Raw genomic sequence first — 19,518 nt, forward strand, 5'->3', positions numbered from 1 at the left:
CTTACCCTCGTCCTAATTGCAGGCGCTTTACTTCAACCAATCCCGACTTATCGGTCTTACCTATATCAATGAACTTCACCTGCACGCCGTGACTCACGGACAAAAAGTCGAGCCAGCTTAACAAGGTATTAAATGGCATGGGTTTCAACCAAACTTGGATCTGCTCTTGCTGTGGCTGAAGACGCACAATTTCAAGGTTGTAGCGCTTAACACTGGTGGTCACAGACTGATTGAGCGGCAACGCACTCGCCTGTCCACGACTTCCCGCAGTAACGCGTAGTGATTGGATTTCAGCCGCTTTACCATTAACCCAAGCCAGCAGATTCTTTTCACTGTTCACACGTTGCTGAGCTTGCTCTGCTCGAGCTTGAAGTGGACTCACCACTCCCCAATACAGGCCGCCGAGAAGTAATACGGCTGTTGCAACGCCCATCAGGCGTTGCTCTCGCTTAGATAGCCCTTGCCAATAAGCCAATATCGCTTTCATTTATGGCTCCTTTCGCAAGACAAATGCACCCGTGACGCTTTGCTGATCACGACTCAATTGCCCTAATTCTGTCGAATACTTCGCGGACAGTGCCTCACGCAGTTTTTCGAAATCACCAAAGTCTTTGCCGCGAGCATTCAGACGCAACTCACCACGATCACGATCGAAGCGCATGGCATCCAACTTGATGCCTGACGCCCCGTCCAAAATCGGGCCTAGTTCGGCAAGCCAAATCATGACACCAGAACTGCTTCCCGTTCCAGATAATCGTGTCACTTCGCTTTCGAGTATACGGCGCATATAACTGGTGGTAGGAATGCGTTGGTTTTGAGGCAACAGTGCACGCACTCGCGCCTCACTTTGGGCGCGATATTCATCAGCTTGTGCTTCCATTTGATAGATACCCGCCACTTGCTCAGCGCCTAGCACTGAGAGTAACAAGGCAGCCGCAATAGCAACACTTCGCCAAGGTTTAAGGTGCTTATAGATTTGATTTTGAGGCTTATATTGACCAACGAGCAGATTGTATCGGCTAGTTAATGCGCCTTGCGCAAGTAGCATCATGACCAATTCGGCTGGCTCACTTCGCCAATTTTCAGCAGCACCCTCTGGCAACTCAGAGTAACTAACAACCGCTTTCATTGGTGCATCAGCATCTTCTTGCTCGTGCAAACTACGCAACCACACTGGCAACCACAGCATTTCAGCCATGCCCCCTGAGGTTTCATCTACGCGCACAAGCCAACGGTCATTGAGCTTCGCGACACTGTAGGCGTCTTCATCAAGCGGTAAGCACAAGCAATCAGGAATAAGACGACGCACAGTAAGACCCGCATCGGCCAAGGCATCAAGCCACTGCTGCATGATGCGCTTTTCAACCACGGCCACATGCGCTTGCTCAGCACTTTTGCTCAACAAAGTAACATGAACTTGATCCACGTCCTGTGCCAAATCATCTTCGAGCAGGAAAGGTAATACGTTCTCTAACTGACGCGCACTCCCAGATGGGATAGCCACTGTCGCTAAGGTAACTGCAGCACTGTCAGCCAGCGCCACCACCTCTCGATCGACAGCATAGTCTGTCAACTGTGACAAACTGTCAGCTTCGCCTGACGCGATCACTTCCTGTTGGCTCGTTGACCACACCAGCCAAGGTATGGGTTCCTGCGTATCGCAGTTAAGCCTTATTGTCAGGATCTCGCTCACTCATTCCTCCAAAGCGGCGACGAACTACAGTCACCGTACCATTATCATCCCTTTGCAACAGCGCTCGTAATCGTAACGACGTGCTGTCGAGGGTTATTTCCGTGTCCAACTCAAAATAGCGGCTTCGCACATCAAGATTTTTTTGTAGCTTTTCTTTATCTTCGTCGCTAAGCCCTGAGAGTACAGGCTCTGCAATAAAACTCGCGATGTCTTTCCAACCATCAACTGCATTTCGCTCGTTGATCAGCTGCTTCGCTTGATCTTCCGACAAGTTAGGGTGCAGCAATGCAGTCAGGATCGGTGCATCTTCTTCCGTCAGCGTATTGATGTTCACCACCAGCTTATTGCTGGGAATCGCACACAGCAACGGGCTCACTTTCTCATAAATTTCACGGGTCACACCGTTAATGGCACGCCATTCTGATATATCAGCAATCAAACCATTGGGAGCAACGTGCGGTATCGGACGTGCTTCGTATTCACTATCTTCAACGCCCAACGGCGATTGAACATTGGTGTTAATATCGATGTATTCCCACGTTGCTGCCGCAACCGTTTCCGCCTCAAAGCTGTCAATGTCTTGCGATTCAATCAACTGTTGCAGCGCAATTACCAGCGCCGGATTGGTGCCATTCTCAGTCGGCTTGATATCTCGCAACCCGTTGACATTAAAACAGGCCTGACGATCGTAAACGTTGCCTGTTGCCTGTCCGCCATCAAGAGGGTAAATCTGATCACGCACAGCCCAAGGTTGACTCAACGTCACCGTGTCGTCGTCACCAAAACTCTCTTCAAGACCAAAACGAGCAAGTGATTCTACCGACTGCGCATACCAATATGCCTGCTGGTAACGAATTTGGCTTTCTGCTCGGTCAAAGTTCACGAACATACGGCTTGCCATGTTCACTGACACCATGGTCATCAAAGCCATGATCAAAAGCACGACAAGCAGTGCAACACCGCGTTGTGATTGTCGGCCGTGCGTTTTCATTATCATTGTACGCCACCAGCAATTGGCGCAGGTAACACTTGCCCAGGCAGTAAATAAACTCGGGTCAACTCACCATAGCGCTCGGTGTCGAGTGTCACTCGGACAGCTTTCGGCATCTCAAGCGGAGTGTCCCAACTTTGCTGCCAACTCTCACTGCCCAGCACTTCAAATTTAATATCTGTGACACCTTCCATCACTGGCATCACAGCAGGGTCAACCGCCGAACTATCATCAGGGTACATCCAACGAACGCGCTCTAACGTGTCATCTTGAATGCGATACCCCACCTTGACCACTTCTCCGCGAGGGAACAGGGCTTGTGGGTTAATCCACCCACCGCGAACAAAGCGTATTCCCTGAGATTCCGATTCATTCACATCATCACCAAGTTCGAGCAATGACTCTTGCGCTTCCTCACCACCATCGCGATATTGTCTCGCCATCATTTGGCGGAAATCGCTATCCATGATCAGTAGTGTGCGTTGCAAGGTTTTTAGGGCATTACCCACTTCTTCTGTTTGCTTATCACTGGCAATCACATTGCTGAATATCTGGTTTGCCGCGACGCTCAACGTGGCGAATATCATCAAGGCCAGCAACACTTCAATAAGTGTAAACCCGCGAGATCGGCGCTTAATTTGCAGGAACATACGTTCTCACCGACACAATTGAGCTACGCTTCGTTTCGTCTTGCCAAACAATCACGTCGATAGCGCGAAGCATGCTGTCTGCTGTCGCCGTGGGTTTAATGGTCCAATACCACTTTCGCCCAGCCATTTCTGAGCTGCCATTCTTTTCTGAAGACAACGCTTTTCCTTCCAAGACCAACAATGCCAGTTGATTATCAGCCACCATGGCAGCAAAGGTTTTTTCTTCTAGCACACCGAGTGTATTCACATGCTGTCCGGTGGCATTAAGCACCGCTAGCGCAGCCACCGCAAAAACAGCCATGGCTACTAGCACTTCAATCAGGGTAAAGCCGCGAAGTCGCTTCACTCTCTACCCTCATTCAGCGCAGTTATTTTGAACGTCGCCACATCATTTCCTTCCACTTGCCACAGGCGTTTCTCATTGGCTAAAAATGTCAGCGAAAATGGGATGATTTCACCGTTACCCATTAGCACCACTTGTGGTGGTTTTGGTTTTTCCTCTTCTTCAGCAAACATTTCGTCATCAAACAGTTCGGTCCGCTCAAAAAGGCGATCTTCTTCAGCAACAAACCCCGTGACTTGCAAATCAAGCTCGATACCTTCGGGCATGGTGGCTTCAGTGACTGTGCGCCCCTTTTCAACTGGCACCCAGTCTTCTCGAGTTAGACGCACCAACTGGTAGCTGTTGTCATTCACTCGCAGGCCAAACGTTTGACCGCTCAACAACGCTTGTTCAGTCCAAAGCTGTACCAATTGATAGAAACGCTGGGCTTCCCCTTTAGCTTCATCACTTTGGTTTTGCGGAAGGTTGGGCACCACGATCACTGCGCTGATAGCTAACAACAGCATCACAAGCAGAATTTCCAGCAATGTAAACCCGGACGGGCGCCCTCTCTTCATCGATTACTTAAGGTCTAACATGTTCCAGTTACCAATGTCCTGGTTCACACCCTCACCGCCTTCTTGGTTATCCGCGCCCAAGGAGAAAATATCAACGGAACCATGCTCACCTGGGTTGAGGTATTGATAATCGTTACCCCAAGGGTCTTGCGGCAAACGCTTAATGTAGCCATCTTGACGATAGTTACGTGGCTCTGGAGACGAGCTAGGCTTGCTGACCAATGCATCCAACCCTTGGTCTGTCGTCGGATAAACACTGTTATCCAGACGGTACATATCTAGCACACCCTCAAGTGAACTAATGTCTGTGACGGCTTTTTGTTGATCCGCTTTGTCTTTGTTACCCAACAGGTTTGGTACCACCAAACTTGCCAGCACACCCAAAATAACGATGACAACCATGATTTCCAGCAGGGTGAAGCCCTGTTGACGTCGTTGCATGTTCTCTCTCCTGAAAAATTGCTGCTCGGCAGCTTATATTGAAATCAAACGCCCACAATATTGTTGAGCTGAATAATAGGCATTAATGTTGCCACCACAATGAAAAGTACGATTAACGCCATCACAATAATCAACAAAGGACCAAAAATACCCAGTGCGATGTTCACTTGAGACTCAAAATCCCTGTCTTGGTTGTCCGCCGCTCGAGTCAGCATTTGTTCTAGCTCGCCACTTCGCTCACCACTGGCGATCATGTGCAGCATCATTGGCGGAAACAGTTTCGATTTTTCCAACGACACTCTAAGGCTTGTGCCTTCACGAACTCGGTCAGAGGCTTCCAACACTTTGGTTTTCACCCAAGTGTTTGTCATCACATCAGCAGCCACTTTCATACCGTCCAAGAGCGGAATAGCGCTGGAGGTACAAATTGACAACGTACGCGCAAAACGAGATGTATTAAGCCCTCGCGCAACACGTCCTATTACAGGCATGCTGAGAACATTTCTATCCCAACCCAGTTTTCGATTTGGGTTTCGAAGCATCATCTTGGTCAGCACGAATGTCGCGACGAATACGACTAACACTAGCCATCCCCACTCGGTGACAAAATCACTGGCGGCAAGTAACACCTGAGTAATACCGGGCAACTCAGCACCCGTTTTTAGAAATTGCCCAACAATATCTGGTACGACCGTCGCCAACAAAAATGCCACGATCGCGATAGCCGCCACGGTCAACACAATGGGGTAAACCATGGCTTGAATCAGCTTGTTCTTCACCTGCTGTCGGTTTTCGACGTAGTCAGCCAAACGCTCAAGCACAGGCCCTAAGTGACCGGATTTTTCACCTGCAGCGACCATGGCGCGAAAGAGCTGGTCAAACACATGAGGGTAGTCCCCAAAGCTATCTGACAGGGTATACCCCTCAACTACTCGGGCTCGCACCCCTGTAAGCATGTTCTTCAGCCGTGGCTTTTCCGTTTGTTCCGCGACGGCTTTGATACACTCTTCAAGTGGCATGGCAGCTTGCACCAATGTAGCGAGCTGGCGGGTGATCAGTGCCAAATCATTTGTGCTGATCCCACGCTGAAAACCTGCAGAGGGTTTAGCTTGGTTTTGCTGTTCTTTCTCATGAGTTTGCGCTATCTCCATCGGGACTAGCGCTTTTTCACGAAGTAATTGGCGAGCCAATCGCGCTGTATCCGCTTCAATCACGCCCTTAACGGTGCGCCCTTTGGCATTTAACGCTTTGTATTCAAACGCCGCCATTACCCCTCCCGCGTCACACGCAGAACTTCTTCTAGCGTCGTTTGACCTTTACGCACTTTCATCAAACCATCCGCTCGAATGCTCGGGGAGGATTGGCGAACATAGCGTTCAATGGCCTGCTCGCCCGCTTCATTATGAATGAATTCCTGCACTTGCGTATCCACAACCAGCAGTTCATGAATACCCGTTCGACCGCGATAACCTTTATGGTTACAGGCTTTACAACCCTTAGCACGGTAAAGGGTCAATGGCTCATGTTCTGCCAAACCAAACCACGCTTTGCTTTGCGTGTCCGCCTCATAGGCTTCTTTACAGTCAGGGCATAAAGTACGAACCAAGCGTTGAGCTAATACGCCCAATAACGAGGAGGAAACAAGGAAAGGTTCAATCCCCATATCGCGCAAACGCGTGACAGCACCAACTGCGGTATTGGTATGAAGGGTCGACATCACCAAGTGACCCGTCAAAGAAGCTTGAACTGCAATTTGCGCGGTTTCTAAATCACGAATCTCACCAACCATTACCACGTCAGGGTCTTGGCGCAATATTGCGCGCAAACCACGCGCGAACGTCATATCAACTTTGGTGTTCACTTGCGTCTGACCAATGCCGTTGATATCAAATTCAATCGGGTCTTCGACGGTGAGTATATTGCGCTCGGCGCTATTAAGTTCCGTCAAACCGGCATACAAGGTGGTCGACTTACCCGAACCTGTGGGACCGGTGACCAGTAATATACCGTGTGGGCGCTTAATCAAGGTTTGGAAGCTGTCATGGACAGATGGCGTCATCCCCAAACTTTCGAGGTCAAGTTGAGTGGCATTTTTGTCCAACAGGCGCAATACGACACGTTCACCGTGGGATGACGGCATGGTAGATACACGCACATCAACAGCACGTCCACCAATACGCAGTGAAATACGACCATCTTGAGGAACACGTTTTTCTGCGATATCGAGACGCGCCATGACCTTGATACGAGAAACAAGCAGCGGCGCTAATTTGCGGCTAGGGCTTAAAACTTCACGAAGCACGCCATCAACACGGAAGCGAATCGATAGACTTTTCTCGAACGTTTCAATGTGGATATCAGACGCGGTTTCTTTGATGGCTTCACCAAGCATGGCGTTGATTAATTTGATGATCGGCGCGTCATCTTCGGACTCAAGCAAATCTTCACTTTGCGGCAGCTCTTCCGCAAGAGCAAAGAAGTCATCGCTGTCAGCACCAATGTCTTGCATCAGTTGCTGCGCTTCGGATGAATCACGCTGATAAAGCTGGGTTAACTTGGGGTCAAAATCTTCAGTGCGAAGCTGTATCGGTGTAAAGCTTTGACCAAGTACACGGCGTACTTCCATCAATACCGCTGGCTTCGGTTGATCTCGGTAATACAACAGCCAGCCACCGTCCGTTCGCTCAACGACCACGCCATGACGCTTGGCAAAGCCAAACGGCAAACGCGTTGCCGCTGTCACCACTTCAGCGTCAAAGTCTTCGCTGATGAAGTCCGTTTCTAAATCTACAGACTGCGTATCCATCACCGCTACCTCAACTCAGCCATGATGGCACGCACTTCCGCAGGCATCGTCAAGTCCACACCGTACTCAGGAAGTATTGGCTTTTTCACGCCAGGCATCAGTTTCACTTCCTCTTGAGCTCGATAAATTTGTTCAGCTCTGATGTAGTTATATTTACGCTGTGAAATTCCATCAGCCGTTAAACCAGTGCGGATGATCGTTGGCTTGATAAATAGCATCAGGTTACGTTTTGTTTTGCCTGATGACGTGGATTTAAACAGGTGACCAAGGAACGGAATATCTCCCAATAACGGGACCTTCTGTTCACTTTCGTTGGTCTGCTCATCAATCAAGCCACTCAGCACAATCATTTGCTTATCCGCCGCCAATACTGAAGTGGTTAGCTGACGTTTACCAAAGCGAATATCAACTGCCCCACTAGCGCCGAGTACGTTAGAAATTTCCTGCTCAATATTGAGTTGAACGGAGTCTCCCTCGTTTATCTGTGGCGTGATTTTCAGCTTAATACCCACGTCTTTACGTTCAACGGTTTGGAACGGGTTGTCGTTACTTGAGCCTGTCGTCGAGCCTGTTACCACTGGTACTTCTTCACCAACGATGAACGATGCTTCTTCGTTATCCAACACCATCAGGCTTGGCGAAGAAAGAATATTAGATTCGCTGTTCGACGATACCGCTGTGACCAACGCCGTCCAGTCACCAAACACGATGCCAGCGGCAAGACCACTCACACCACCCAGAACTTCTGCGATAGCCGTTGGGTCGCCAGATTCCGTGATGGGTACCTCGACCAAATTGTTGTTGTTATCAAAGCGCGACTCTGTCGTGGTTTGATCTTTCGCTTCTTCTTGCGCAGCGAGGTAGTTGGTAACAGGCACGCCCGTATTACCAAATTGAATACCACCGCCATCGAGCGAGCCCCACTGAACACCCAGATTAGCGCCATCGCTTTCTGATACTTCCACGATCATGGCTTCAATCAATACTTGCGCACGACGGATATCCAGCTGAGAAATCACACTTTCCAATGCACGCATGATGTCAGGCGGCGCCGTGATCACCAGTGCATTTGTTCCTTTGTGAGAAGAGATTTTTACATCGTTACCCGCAACCGCGCCTGTTTGACGTTGGCCACCTTGCTTTTCGGCGATCAGGTTTTCAGACACGCCCTGCAATACATCCACCACTTCTTCGGCTTTTGCATAACGAAGATAAATGACACGGTTATTACCCGTGGTTGCCATTTCGCGGTCAAGTTGGGAGATAAGCTTACGAATGCGGTCACGCACTTGAGGTTCACCAGAGATCAACACTGAATTGGTACGCTCATCAGCAACAAAGCTAGGCTGGAGAAGTTGAGGAGTATTTTTACCGTCACCTTGCTTATTCAAACTCTCAACAATTCTCACCATCTCTGAGGCCGACGCAAACTCAAGGTGAACCACATCCACTTCTTTGTTACCCGCTTGGTCAACACGTTCAATGATCTCGGCCAAACGGTTAACAACCGCAGCACGGCCCGTGATCATAATGACATTGGCTGGGTCATAGTGAACCACGTTACCCGCACCCGCGTTGTCAATGAGCTGTCGAAGTAGCGGTGACAATTCGCGAACAGAAACGTTTTTTACCGAGACAACGCGCGTAACAACCGCATCGCCTTGCACTTTGTCATTATCACCCACCACAGGGATTGCCGATTGCTTCGCGTCTTTGTCGCGAATGACTTTCAACACACCATTTTCCATTTCAACCACAGCAAAGCCATAAACAGACAATACATTGAGGAAAAACTGGTAATACTGATCTTCGTTGAGCACATCGTAGCTACGCACGTTGACCTTGCCACGAACCGCAGGGTCAACAATGATCGTTTTCTCAAGGTTGCGTCCCACAATTTCGATGAACTCTTGAATATCAGTCCCTTTAAAGCTGGCGCTAAATTCTGCCGCCCATGCGCCCATGCTCTGCATGGCGAGCATGCCAGCAATCAACCACGTTTTACCTTTCATCCACGTCTTCACTGTGTTCTCCGTTTCAGTCTTACTTAGAGACCGATATAAATTTCGTGCAATTCACCGCCGCGCTGAACGGTAAGGCTGATTTCTGACGCATCAGACAAACTTTGCCAAATGCGATTCATCTCTGCAGGGTTGGTTAAATCTGAGCCGTTAATCCCCACGGCAACGTCTCCGGGCTGTAACCCTGCTTCTTTAAACAGGCGACTATCGCTCCCCGGACCGAGGCGATAACCGATCAACCCTTCATCACCTTGCTCTTGAGAAAGCGTGATGTATTTCAACAGCGATTGAGGGTTGCTAAGAATTTCGGCTTTGACCTTCGTTAGGTCAGCACGCTCCGTGTTTCTTGAATTGGCAGCAGGGCGAGCAGCGGCAGGATTATTTCGCTTAGGCTGTTGCGATGTTTTACTGTAATCCACTCCTGCCAGCATTAACGCTTCATCATTCCCGTTATTACGCAATATCACACGATCGTTCAACACTTGACGTAAAATAACGCGTGTTCCTTCAATTGCTTCGCCCACACCGTATGTTTTTTGCGCGCCACGATTTGCAATCACCGCTAAACCGCGTTCGGGTTCGGAGCTTGCCACCAATCCAACAAGCGTTAGGTTTAAGCGAGTACGAGGGGCATCAACAACAGGTTCAGGTTTTTTCTTAACTGGCGCCGCTTTTTCACTGAAACGTCCAAAAAAGTGGCGACTCGCCAAATCATTCAGTTGATAAGCGGGGGCTTGTTGCCCGGATTGCGTGATCACTGCCGCTGTTGATAGAGCATCAACGGTAGGAGGCATAACCCAAGACCACACAAGGCGGCCTAGTGTCCAAGCAAGGACAATAATCAGCAAACGTGTTGTCCACTTTGCCGCTTTTGCAGGGAATTCTTTCCCAAGTTGTGGTTGTACCCAATTGCTCAGGCGCTGTATCCCTAAATTCGCAAACATGTTCTTCCTGTCGTAGTACTTCGCATTCCGTTGGCTGCCAGCAGATTGCCTATTTTAGCGCCTAGGTGCAGGAATTATTAAATTGACTGTCCAATTTACCTTTTTTCCACGCACTTGCCGATAAGTGAGAACCCATTTTTGTCTGAATGATTCCATTGCGGCTTGAAAGTTGGACGCTTGAACACCATATAAGAGCCATAATTGTGATGCTGATCGGATTACCTGATTGTGGTAAGTTTAGCCCGTCAAACGTAAAGGAGTGTTTAGTGGGTTCAAAACACGGAAATAGTGACCAAGATTTACAGGTAAGGCTGGATAAATGGTTGTGGGCCGCTCGCTTTTACAAAACCCGTTCCATCGCTCGTAATATGATCGATGGGGGCAAAGTGCATTACAATGGCCAACGTGCCAAGCCCAGTAAAGTGGTTGAAGTTGGTGCAGAAGTTAAGCTCAGACTTGGCTCTGAAGAAAAAGTCGTGATGATTGAAAACATCAGCGGTCAACGTCGCGGCGCACCAGAAGCCCAATTGCTTTACAGTGAAACGCTGGAAAGTGTGGCACGCAGAGAACAGCGTACTTTAGAACGCAAACTCCATGCACATAATCCAAGCCCCGAACGTCGCCCTGACAAAAAGCAGCGGCGCGATATTATCAAATTTAGAAACAGTAACGATTAACGCCGGAGAAGTTATCCCATGGCACACGATAGTCTGCACCGTTACTTGTTCGATGGCGTGTCAGTGCGCGGCGAACTGGTTCAACTTTCAGAAACGTATCAGCAACTGACGGGTGGAAAAGACTACCCTGCACCGGTTAAGCAAATGCTTGGCGAGCTATTAGTCGCGACCAGCCTGCTCACCGCAACCTTGAAATTTGAAGGTAGCATTACCGTCCAGATCCAAGGCGAGGGCCCTGTGTCTCTAGTCGTAGTGAATGGTAATCATAACCAAGTCATGCGTGGCACTTCACGCTGGCAAGACGATCTTCCAGAGTCTGCATCTTTCAAAGAGTTAGTCGGTAAAGGACAAATGGTCATTACCATCGAACCTGAGAAAGGCGAGCGCTACCAAGGTATTGTTGCACTAGAAGCCGATACGCTAGAAGCTTGCTTGGAAGATTACTTTGCGCGCTCAGAGCAGCTGAAAACCCGTCTGTGGCTTCGTACTGGTGAGTTCGAAGGGCAAGCGAGAGCTGCGGGTATGTTGCTTCAGATCCTTCCAGGTGACGAAAGCAAAGAAGAAGAATTTGACCATTTGGCGCAACTTACCGATACCGTGAAAAACGAAGAGTTGTTCAGCTTGGAAGCGCAAGACGTTTTATATCGTCTTTACCACCAAGAAGAGGTGAAAGTCTACGAGCCAGAAAGTGTGACCTTCAAGTGCACATGTTCACGCGAACGTAGTGCATCTGCTATTGCCGCTATTGAACGCCAAGAAGTAGAACAAATGGTCATTGAAAGCGGAAACATTAAACTTCACTGTGACTATTGCGGTGCAGATTATGAGTTCGACAGCGTTGATATTTCAGCCATTTTTGACCAAACCAACCCGTCTTCTGGCACAGTGCATTAATATTTTTCTTCGATAATTAATGAGCAAAAATCCCACAAAAACCGGCTAATTAGTCGGTTTTTTTTTATTTATCACCCGATTCCCAATAAAAATACGCCTTTCTCTAACCTCTTAATTTTGTACAAATATTAACCGATCCAATCTGGCGTAAGTACGCAACATGACGGTAATATAAATAGTACAAACTAATTAATTGAGTTTCATAACCTTAAGAAGTTTGTGGTTATTTTTTGAATTAACTCTCTGAATTGACTAATTCAGCTTGCTAGCATGGACGACAGTTACTTTACATCTTACCCAAGGAGCACCTATGACTGTCATGAACGTCGAAAAAAAGGTTGCACACAATATCGACTTGTCGAAACACGGCATTTTCGATGTTGAAGAAGTTGTTCGTAACCCTACCTACGAACAATTGTTTGTTGAAGAAACTAAACCGGAACTGAAAGGATATGAGAAAGGCACCGTCACTGAACTCGGAGCAGTGGCAGTCGATACTGGTATCTTTACAGGCCGCTCCCCGAAAGACAAATTCATCGTAAAAGATGACACCACAAAAGATACCCTTTGGTGGTCCGATCAAGGTGCGAATGACAACAAGCCTATCGAACAACACGTATGGGATGACCTTAAAGAATTAGTCACACAGCAACTGTCAGGCAAACGCCTGTTTGTGATTGATGGCTACTGTGGCGCAAACCCCGATACACGCCTGAATATCCGCGTGATCACCGAGGTGGCTTGGCAAGCACACTTCGTCAAGAACATGTTTATCCGCCCAACAGAAGAAGAGCTGGAGAGCTTTGAGCCTGATTTCGTCGTCATGAACGGGGCGAAATGTGTTAACGAGAAGTGGCAAGAGCACGGTCTGAATTCCGAAAACTTCACCGTGTTTAACCTGACAGAACGCATGCAGCTCATCGGCGGTACTTGGTACGGCGGCGAGATGAAAAAAGGCATGTTCGCCATGATGAACTACTTCCTTCCGTTGCAAGACATTGCTTCTATGCACTGCTCTGCTAACAAAGGAACTGATGGTGACGTCGCCATTTTCTTTGGTTTATCCGGTACGGGTAAAACGACCTTGTCGACTGACCCCAAACGAGAACTCATCGGTGATGATGAACACGGCTGGGATGACAACGGCGTCTTCAACTTCGAAGGCGGCTGCTACGCAAAAACCATTAAATTGTCGAAAGAAGCAGAGCCGGATATCTACAATGCCATCCGCCGCGATGCGCTGCTAGAAAACGTCACGGTGCGTGGTGATGGCTCTATCGACTTTGATGATGGGTCAAAAACAGAAAACACTCGTGTTTCTTACCCGATTTACCACATCGAAAACATCGTGAAGCCAGTGTCAAAAGGGGGTCACGCCAACAAAGTGATCTTCTTGTCTGCTGATGCCTTTGGTGTATTGCCTCCTGTGTCTAAGCTGACACCAGAGCAAACCAAATACCACTTCCTGTCTGGCTTTACGGCTAAACTGGCAGGTACTGAGCGTGGTATCACGGAGCCAACACCGACGTTTTCAGCATGTTTTGGCAAAGCGTTCTTAACGCTACACCCAACGCAGTACGCAGAAGTGCTCGTTAAGCGCATGGAAGCGGTCGGCGCAGAAGCGTATCTGGTTAATACTGGCTGGAATGGTACTGGCAAACGTATTTCTATCAAAGATACGCGCGGCATTATCGATGCGATCCTCGATGGTTCTATTGAACATGCAGAAACCAAAGACATTCCAATCTTTAACCTGACGGTTCCAACCAACCTACCAGGCGTTGATCCAAGCATTTTAGATCCACGAGATACTTACGTTGACCCACTGCAGTGGGAAAGCAAAGCGGAAGATTTGGCGAAGCGTTTCATCAATAACTTCGTTGAATACACCGACAATGCAGAAGGCAAAGCGCTGGTCAAAGCCGGCCCACAGCTCGACTAAAACTGCACACCAATCATAGCCCCCAACCTTGGGGGCTTTGTTTTTCTCAATCCCGCTTCACGTCATCTTTTATTACCGCTTGAATAACGTCACTTTTTGCGCCAACCTCAACACATCTGCGGTTTATCCCTATCTTCCGCGCGCATAACCAAAGAGAGAACTTCGCCAAATGCGTTTGCTCATCAAGCTGTTTGCTTCATTGCTGATCGTGTTTGTGGTGACATTAGCAACCAGTTTGATTGTACTCAGTACCAACTTTGGGCTGCCTATGCTGAAACAGGCGGTGAGGCTCGCTACACCCTATCAATTGAACGCAGATTCGCTTGAATACTCCGTGTTGGCGCCATTTTCTGTGGCATTGTCTGGCCCCAATTTGGAGCACGACACGGACTCAGATAAAAATCGTTCCGCTGAGTTCATCTCTTTTCGTTTAGCGCCATTTTCATCACTGCTTGGTGAATGGGTATTTGCCAGTGTGGTTGTTCGCGGTGTCGACCTAGACAAAACGGTGAAACACACATGGCCCTCATCGCTTTCTATTCGCCACTTTGCGTTAGATGACGTCAGCTATCACGGCGATGTACTTTCATTTGACCACGCAGACATCCAACTGTCGGATTGGCAGAACAGCGCGGAGACATGGGGAGATTGGCGAGGGAGATTCCAATTATCTACCCCCAAGATCAAGGTTGAAGGCCAAGTGCTCACGAATGTCTTACTCGACAGCGAATACCGAGATGACGTTTGGGAGATTTGGGGATTGTCGCTCAACAGTGGTTTCGGCAATATCACAGGCAGTGCTACCTTGCATCCAGACAACCAGTGGACCGTCCATCAGCTCACTTTGTCAGATGCTCGCATTGAACCATCAAAGCAGCTTCAGCGCCTCTCTAAGCAATGGAATACTTTTCGCCAACACAACAACATCCACATTAAACGGATAGATTTACTGGATGTTAGTGCAGCCTTAGAGCAGGTGACGGTAGAGCACCTCAATTTTTCGGCACAATCCGTGCACCTGAAAAAAGGCGAGTTAGTGTGGGCCCCCAATGCCGCATCTTCGCTTGTGTCATTCAACGCGAGTTTGTTCAATGTAGAGCAATGGCTACTGACCGATTTACTCGCTGAGTTATCGCTATCACCAACACGCGTTGACGTAAGCGCATTTTCAGCCAAAGTGAATGATGAGGGCTTTGTCTCTTTTTCCGGAGCGATGGGAGCGTCATCGCTCGAACTTAAGACACTGATTGCCAATGGTTTAGACATTGAAATAGACACAGATACTCTCCACAATCTGCATCAAAAATGGACAGCATTTGATTCAGTTTCTGTCGATCAGTTATCGGTCAAACACACCAGCATTGTTCTGCCAGACCCCGACTTTCCTTTGCAGATCATCGGGCTAAATCTACGCGGTCGAGACATGGTGACGAGAAAAAAAGCCAGAGATGGAATGTGGCAAGGTACGCTCACAGCGAGCGCAGCCGCTGCCAGTATTAATCGTATCGCGGTCTCCGCCCCCTATGCCAGCATGCGCGTTGACGAGGCGGGTGAATGGCACTTAGACCCACTCAGTCTCAATTTCCCACAAGGTCAACTGTCGGCAAAGGCGCAAATTCAATTACAAAGCCCAAGCCACCCATGGGCAGCAACTATCAATGGTCTTCGTATTCCTAACTCCCTCTACCAACATTGGCTAGGGGCGCCATTGCCTTTGCTTGGCGAACATGATGTCGAGATTCAGTTATCAGGACTTGCCGCAGACAAAAACAGCTTCGCGTATAGCTTGAGTGGCGAAGTGAGCGCAACTCCCTACCAAACGCAACTGGTCACACAACCTGAACAGTCGCTCTCTCAGCGTTTGTTAACGTTATTCTTGCCACAGAAACAAAGCGAACCTTCGGTTTCGATTCCCGTAAAAGTCGGAGAGGTGAAGATCATCGCTGATAGAGGCCGCATTGCTTTGACACCGGTGAGTATCGAAGCAACAGCGGAGGCGGCATCGCTATCAGGAAATTGGGATTTGGTAACAAAAGAAGGGGCGCTATCGAACCAAACTCGTTAAGCGCTCAGCTAGCCAAACAACAAGGTTTGATTTTGCATTTCATCTGCCGCTATTTGGTTCGTTTCAGGCATCAACACAAAGGTTCCCGTAAATGTGCCTGCGACTTCTTCACCACTGTATAACGTCACTTCCAGTTTTACTCGTGCTCGGCGGCCATTGGCGAGACGATCTAAATCGCCACTTAAACTGTCTAATGACACCGCAGCGCGGGGACGTTCTGTTATCGGTTTACGATAACGAATATGACTGTCAGCCAGAACAATACTGGCAGAAAGCTGTCGTTCTTTCATCAGCAACCACACCATGCCCCACCCAGCCAACGTCGCCATACTAAATACGCTGCCAGCAAACATTGAATCATGGGGGTTAAGGTTGGCATTTAGTAGTGCAGACACCTCAAAGCGGTAGCCCGAAAACTGTGTAATGCGAACGCCCATTTTGTCACTGATCGGAATTTGCTGCTGCCAACGTTGCTGAAGTTCATGGCACCATTCTGGGCGACGAACCACATCCGACATAGGGTCAAGCAGCTTTAACATTTGCTGATGCTGAACCGGGCCGCGCTCTTCACTCAGCTCACCTTGGTTGCTAAAGCCATTAGTGCTATAAAAACCAATGGCGTCCTCACGAGCATTGCACACCAAACGCTTCGCACCTTCTTGGCGCGCTAACGATTCCAATGCCATCAATACCAATGCGCCTAATCCACGGCTGCGATATTGTGGTGCAACGGCCATATATCGAATCTGACCATCATTATCAGGGCTAATATAGAGTCGGCCAATGGCAATAGGATCGCCTTTTGCGTCGACAATCATACGATGATGCGCAGCCACATCGTATGCATCTCGCTCCGACCCTTCAGGTTGACGCCAAGGCTCACGGAGCATCTTCCAACGAAAATGGAAATAGGCGTTTAGCTCGCTTTCCTTCGTTGGCGTGATTAATCGAAACATGCTCGCTCCTCTCCTTGTGAACCCAATAACTGGCTAGTGTTAGGCTTTCAACCAAAACGTGACTGGCCCGTCATTGGTTAGACTAACTTTCATGTCAGCCGCAAAAATACCGTTTTCTGTCTGTACGCCACTCTCTCGGCAATATTGAGAGAACAACTGATACAGTCTGTCTGCCTCTGCAGGTGGCGCTCCATTAAAACTAGGACGCATTCCTTTATTCGTATCGGCGGCGAGCGTAAATTGCGACACCACCAGCACCTGACCACCGGCTTGCTGAACATTGAGGTTCATTTTACCTTCGTTGTCAGCAAAGATTCGATAGCCCAATACTTTTTCGTGTAAGCGATGGGCTTTCTTATCATCATCGCCTTTTTCGACACCCAACAGTACCAGCAAACCTTTGCCAATCGCCCCGACAACTTGACCATCAACAACCACATTCGCTTCACTGACTCGCTGGATTAGCGCAATCATATCAGTTCCTTTCTTATCGTCTTAACTATCAGTAATTTGATCTTTTTCTGGCTCGGCCTCGACAAACCACATCGAACGCTCGCCTAATGACGCGGTTATTTCCGCACCTAACAGCACAATACACCAACTGAGATAAACCCAAACAAACAGCAATGGCACCACAGCTAGTGCGCCATAAATCAGCTCATACGAAGGGAAATTCGTCGCGTAGAAGGCAAAGCCTTTTTTACTAAATTCGAACAGTACGCTGGCCGACATGGCACCAATTAACGCATGGCTCACCCGGATCCGACAGTTTGGTACTAAGGTATATAACCCCCAAAATGCGAGTGTTGTCAGTATAAAAGGCAGGCCACGAAGTAGCGTCGGTGCCCACATTTCACTGCCTTCAAGATCAAGCAAATTCAACGAGCCAAGGTAAGAACTGACACCAATACTGCTACCGACCAATACCGGCCCCAAGGTTAGCACCATCCAATAAATGGAAAATGACACCACGGAAGCCCGCTTATGTTTCACGCGCCAAATGTAATTTAAGCTCTTATCAATGGCTGAAATGAGCATCAAGGCCACCACGAACAAGAAAGCGACACCGACAGCTGTCATCTTGCCTGCATTGGCGACAAATTGGTTGAGGTATTGTTCGAGTGCATCACTCGATGCAGGAACGAAGTTATGCAACACGAACGTGCGGATTTCGTCGCCCGCTTCTGCAAAACTGGGAAAAATTGATAATGCTGAGAGCACAACCGTGATCAATGGCACTAATGACAACAAAGTCACGTAAGCCATGTAACCTGCACTCACCGTTAGGCGGTCATGAACAATACGGCGAACAAGATGCCGCAAAAACGCGAATAAAATCTGCCCTATCCTGGGCATTAAATGCTTGAGTCGTTCCATTCCTTCAACCATAGTCTCTTGTAAAGAAGGTTTATCATAACGTAAAAGGAGTTTACCGTGCGTCTTCTCTCTACCCTGTTTCTGGTTTTCACGCTGGTCGGTTGCCAGTCCGCTTATTACGCCACCATGGAACAGGTTGGTATCCACAAGCGTGACATTATGGCTGACCGAGTCGAAGCTGCATCCGAGGCGCAACAAGAAGCCAGTGAGCAATTCACCAGCGCACTTGATGCACTGACTGAGCTAACCCAATTTGATGGCGGTGAGCTGGAAACCATGTACAACACCATCAATGATCAGTACGAAGACAGCGAAACCGCTGTCGAAAACGTACGTAATCGCATTCAAGGCGTCGAAGACGTGTCAGATGCTTTGTTCGACGAGTGGCAAGAAGAGCTCGACCTTTACTCCAGCGCCAACCTTCGTCGTGAAAGCGAGCGCAAGCTCAATGCAACCAAACAAAGTTATCGCCAAATGCTCTCTGCCATGAAAAAAGCAGAAGGCAAGATGACCCCCGTACTCGACACATTACGAGACAACACCCTGTATCTTAAACATAACCTGAACGCAGCGGCTATCGGCGCTCTCAAAGGCGAGTTTTCGGGCCTAGAGAAAGAAATTAATCGTGCGATCAAAGATATGCAGTTAGCCATCGCCGAATCAGAGCGCTTCCTAACCACCTTAAAGAACTGAATTAGCTTTCAATGTTTCTCACAGATGAAACACCTTGAGTAAGACAAATTCCCTTATCGTTTGCGCAGGCGAATTTTCTGCCTGCATTCAACGGTATGAAAACCGTCTCTCAACATGGAGGAGAAACACATGGGCATTATTTCTTGGATCATTCTCGGGCTACTCGCGGGTATTTTAGCGAAGTGGATTATGCCAGGGAAAGACGGTGGTGGTTTTATTATGACCACGCTATTGGGCATCGCGGGTGCGGTGGTTGGTGGTTGGGTTAGTTCACTACTTGGCTTTGGCACTGCGGGTGGTCTAAGCCTAGGTAGCATTGTCATGGCAACGGTTGGCGCACTGATCTTGTTGTTTCTATACAATCGATTCGCCAAGTAAGCCTTCTCTTTCTTAACGATTTCTTACGCCATATGACGCTAAGAAACACTGGAAATAGAAAGCGTTAAACACAAAAAAGCCTCCAATCAT

20 protein-coding genes are annotated in these 19,518 nt (G+C 48.5%); 6 read left to right on the forward strand and 14 right to left on the reverse strand.

The window, feature by feature from the left end:
* Nucleotide 1 precedes the first annotated feature (1 nt).
* Genes LRP50_RS23885 through gspC form a run of 11 tightly spaced genes read right to left on the reverse strand, consistent with a single transcriptional unit; the run spans nt 2 to nt 10,446 of the window.
* A complete protein-coding gene (locus LRP50_RS23885) occupies nt 2-487 on the reverse strand; it encodes a type II secretion system protein M (RefSeq protein WP_028024308.1) in 486 nt (161 codons plus the stop codon).
* Complete coding sequence (gene gspL, locus LRP50_RS23890) at nt 488-1,693, reverse strand: type II secretion system protein GspL (RefSeq protein WP_274166929.1); 1,206 nt, start codon at nt 1,691-1,693, stop codon at nt 488-490.
* Entirely contained in the window at nt 1,665-2,690 is a 1,026-nt protein-coding gene (gene gspK / locus LRP50_RS23895) for a type II secretion system minor pseudopilin GspK (protein WP_274166930.1), read from the reverse strand. The genes gspL and gspK overlap by 29 nt, the downstream gene beginning before the upstream one ends.
* Nucleotides 2,687-3,334 carry a type II secretion system minor pseudopilin GspJ gene (gspJ, locus tag LRP50_RS23900; RefSeq protein ID WP_274166931.1) on the reverse strand — a complete coding sequence of 216 codons (648 nt, stop codon included), beginning with the start codon at nt 3,332-3,334 and terminating at the stop codon, nt 2,687-2,689. The genes gspK and gspJ overlap by 4 nt, the downstream gene beginning before the upstream one ends.
* Entirely contained in the window at nt 3,318-3,680 is a 363-nt protein-coding gene (gene gspI, locus LRP50_RS23905; RefSeq protein WP_274166932.1) for a type II secretion system minor pseudopilin GspI, read from the reverse strand. The genes gspJ and gspI overlap by 17 nt, the downstream gene beginning before the upstream one ends.
* Nucleotides 3,677-4,234 carry a type II secretion system minor pseudopilin GspH gene (gene gspH / locus LRP50_RS23910; protein WP_274166933.1) on the reverse strand — a complete coding sequence of 186 codons (558 nt, stop codon included), beginning with the start codon at nt 4,232-4,234 and terminating at the stop codon, nt 3,677-3,679. Before gspH ends, gspI begins: the two co-directional genes overlap by 4 nt.
* A 3-nt stretch (nt 4,235-4,237) precedes the next feature.
* Nucleotides 4,238-4,675: a type II secretion system major pseudopilin GspG gene (gene gspG / locus LRP50_RS23915; protein WP_028024302.1), complete on the reverse strand. Its 438-nt coding sequence runs from the start codon at nt 4,673-4,675 to the stop codon at nt 4,238-4,240.
* Nucleotides 4,676-4,719: 44 nt separating this feature from the next.
* Nucleotides 4,720-5,943, reverse strand: a complete 1,224-nt coding sequence (gene gspF, locus LRP50_RS23920; protein ID WP_274166934.1) for a type II secretion system inner membrane protein GspF — start codon at nt 5,941-5,943, stop codon at nt 4,720-4,722.
* Nucleotides 5,943-7,481, reverse strand: a complete 1,539-nt coding sequence (gene gspE / locus LRP50_RS23925; RefSeq protein ID WP_274166935.1) for a type II secretion system ATPase GspE — start codon at nt 7,479-7,481, stop codon at nt 5,943-5,945. Before gspE ends, gspF begins: the two co-directional genes overlap by 1 nt.
* 5 nt (nt 7,482-7,486) lie before the next feature.
* The gene (gene gspD / locus LRP50_RS23930) at nt 7,487-9,505 is read right to left on the reverse strand and encodes a type II secretion system secretin GspD (protein ID WP_274166936.1); all 2,019 of its coding nucleotides are present in this window, start codon (nt 9,503-9,505) and stop codon (nt 7,487-7,489) included.
* A gap of 23 nt (nt 9,506-9,528) precedes the next feature.
* Nucleotides 9,529-10,446, reverse strand: a complete 918-nt coding sequence (gene gspC / locus LRP50_RS23935; RefSeq protein WP_274166937.1) for a type II secretion system protein GspC — start codon at nt 10,444-10,446, stop codon at nt 9,529-9,531.
* Between the two features lie 266 nt (nt 10,447-10,712).
* Between gspC and hslR the strand changes: the two genes are divergently transcribed.
* The 4 genes from hslR (at nt 10,713) to LRP50_RS23955 (ending at nt 16,024) form a co-directional block, all read left to right on the forward strand.
* Complete coding sequence (gene hslR / locus LRP50_RS23940; RefSeq protein ID WP_274166938.1) at nt 10,713-11,123, forward strand: ribosome-associated heat shock protein Hsp15; 411 nt, start codon at nt 10,713-10,715, stop codon at nt 11,121-11,123.
* Between the two features lie 18 nt (nt 11,124-11,141).
* The gene (gene hslO / locus LRP50_RS23945; protein WP_274166939.1) at nt 11,142-12,017 is read left to right on the forward strand and encodes an Hsp33 family molecular chaperone HslO; all 876 of its coding nucleotides are present in this window, start codon (nt 11,142-11,144) and stop codon (nt 12,015-12,017) included.
* Between the two features lie 310 nt (nt 12,018-12,327).
* Nucleotides 12,328-13,959: a phosphoenolpyruvate carboxykinase (ATP) gene (gene pckA / locus LRP50_RS23950; RefSeq protein WP_274166940.1), complete on the forward strand. Its 1,632-nt coding sequence runs from the start codon at nt 12,328-12,330 to the stop codon at nt 13,957-13,959.
* A gap of 169 nt (nt 13,960-14,128) precedes the next feature.
* Entirely contained in the window at nt 14,129-16,024 is a 1,896-nt protein-coding gene (locus LRP50_RS23955; protein WP_274166941.1) for an AsmA family protein, read from the forward strand.
* Nucleotides 16,025-16,032: 8 nt separating this feature from the next.
* On the opposite strand, the gene LRP50_RS23960 is transcribed toward LRP50_RS23955, so the two are convergent.
* Genes LRP50_RS23960 through LRP50_RS23970 form a run of 3 tightly spaced genes read right to left on the reverse strand, consistent with a single transcriptional unit; the run spans nt 16,033 to nt 18,369 of the window.
* On the reverse strand, nt 16,033-16,980 hold the full coding sequence (locus LRP50_RS23960; RefSeq protein WP_274166942.1) for a bifunctional GNAT family N-acetyltransferase/hotdog fold thioesterase: 948 nt from the start codon (nt 16,978-16,980) through the stop codon (nt 16,033-16,035).
* Nucleotides 16,981-17,019: 39 nt separating this feature from the next.
* Entirely contained in the window at nt 17,020-17,454 is a 435-nt protein-coding gene (dtd, locus tag LRP50_RS23965; RefSeq protein ID WP_274166943.1) for a D-aminoacyl-tRNA deacylase, read from the reverse strand.
* A gap of 21 nt (nt 17,455-17,475) precedes the next feature.
* Nucleotides 17,476-18,369 (reverse strand): virulence factor BrkB family protein, encoded by an 894-nt coding sequence (locus tag LRP50_RS23970; protein ID WP_274166944.1) that lies wholly within the window; start codon nt 18,367-18,369, stop codon nt 17,476-17,478.
* Nucleotides 18,370-18,414: 45 nt separating this feature from the next.
* Between LRP50_RS23970 and LRP50_RS23975 the strand changes: the two genes are divergently transcribed.
* Nucleotides 18,415-19,050 carry a DUF2959 domain-containing protein gene (locus tag LRP50_RS23975; protein WP_274166945.1) on the forward strand — a complete coding sequence of 212 codons (636 nt, stop codon included), beginning with the start codon at nt 18,415-18,417 and terminating at the stop codon, nt 19,048-19,050.
* A 129-nt stretch (nt 19,051-19,179) separates the two neighbouring features.
* The gene (locus LRP50_RS23980; RefSeq protein WP_274166946.1) at nt 19,180-19,428 is read left to right on the forward strand and encodes a GlsB/YeaQ/YmgE family stress response membrane protein; all 249 of its coding nucleotides are present in this window, start codon (nt 19,180-19,182) and stop codon (nt 19,426-19,428) included.
* The last annotated feature ends 90 nt before the right edge of the window (nt 19,429-19,518 follow it).

The organism is Enterovibrio gelatinilyticus, from assembly GCF_028683095.1.
GTDB classification, from domain to species: domain Bacteria; phylum Pseudomonadota; class Gammaproteobacteria; order Enterobacterales; family Vibrionaceae; genus Enterovibrio; species Enterovibrio gelatinilyticus.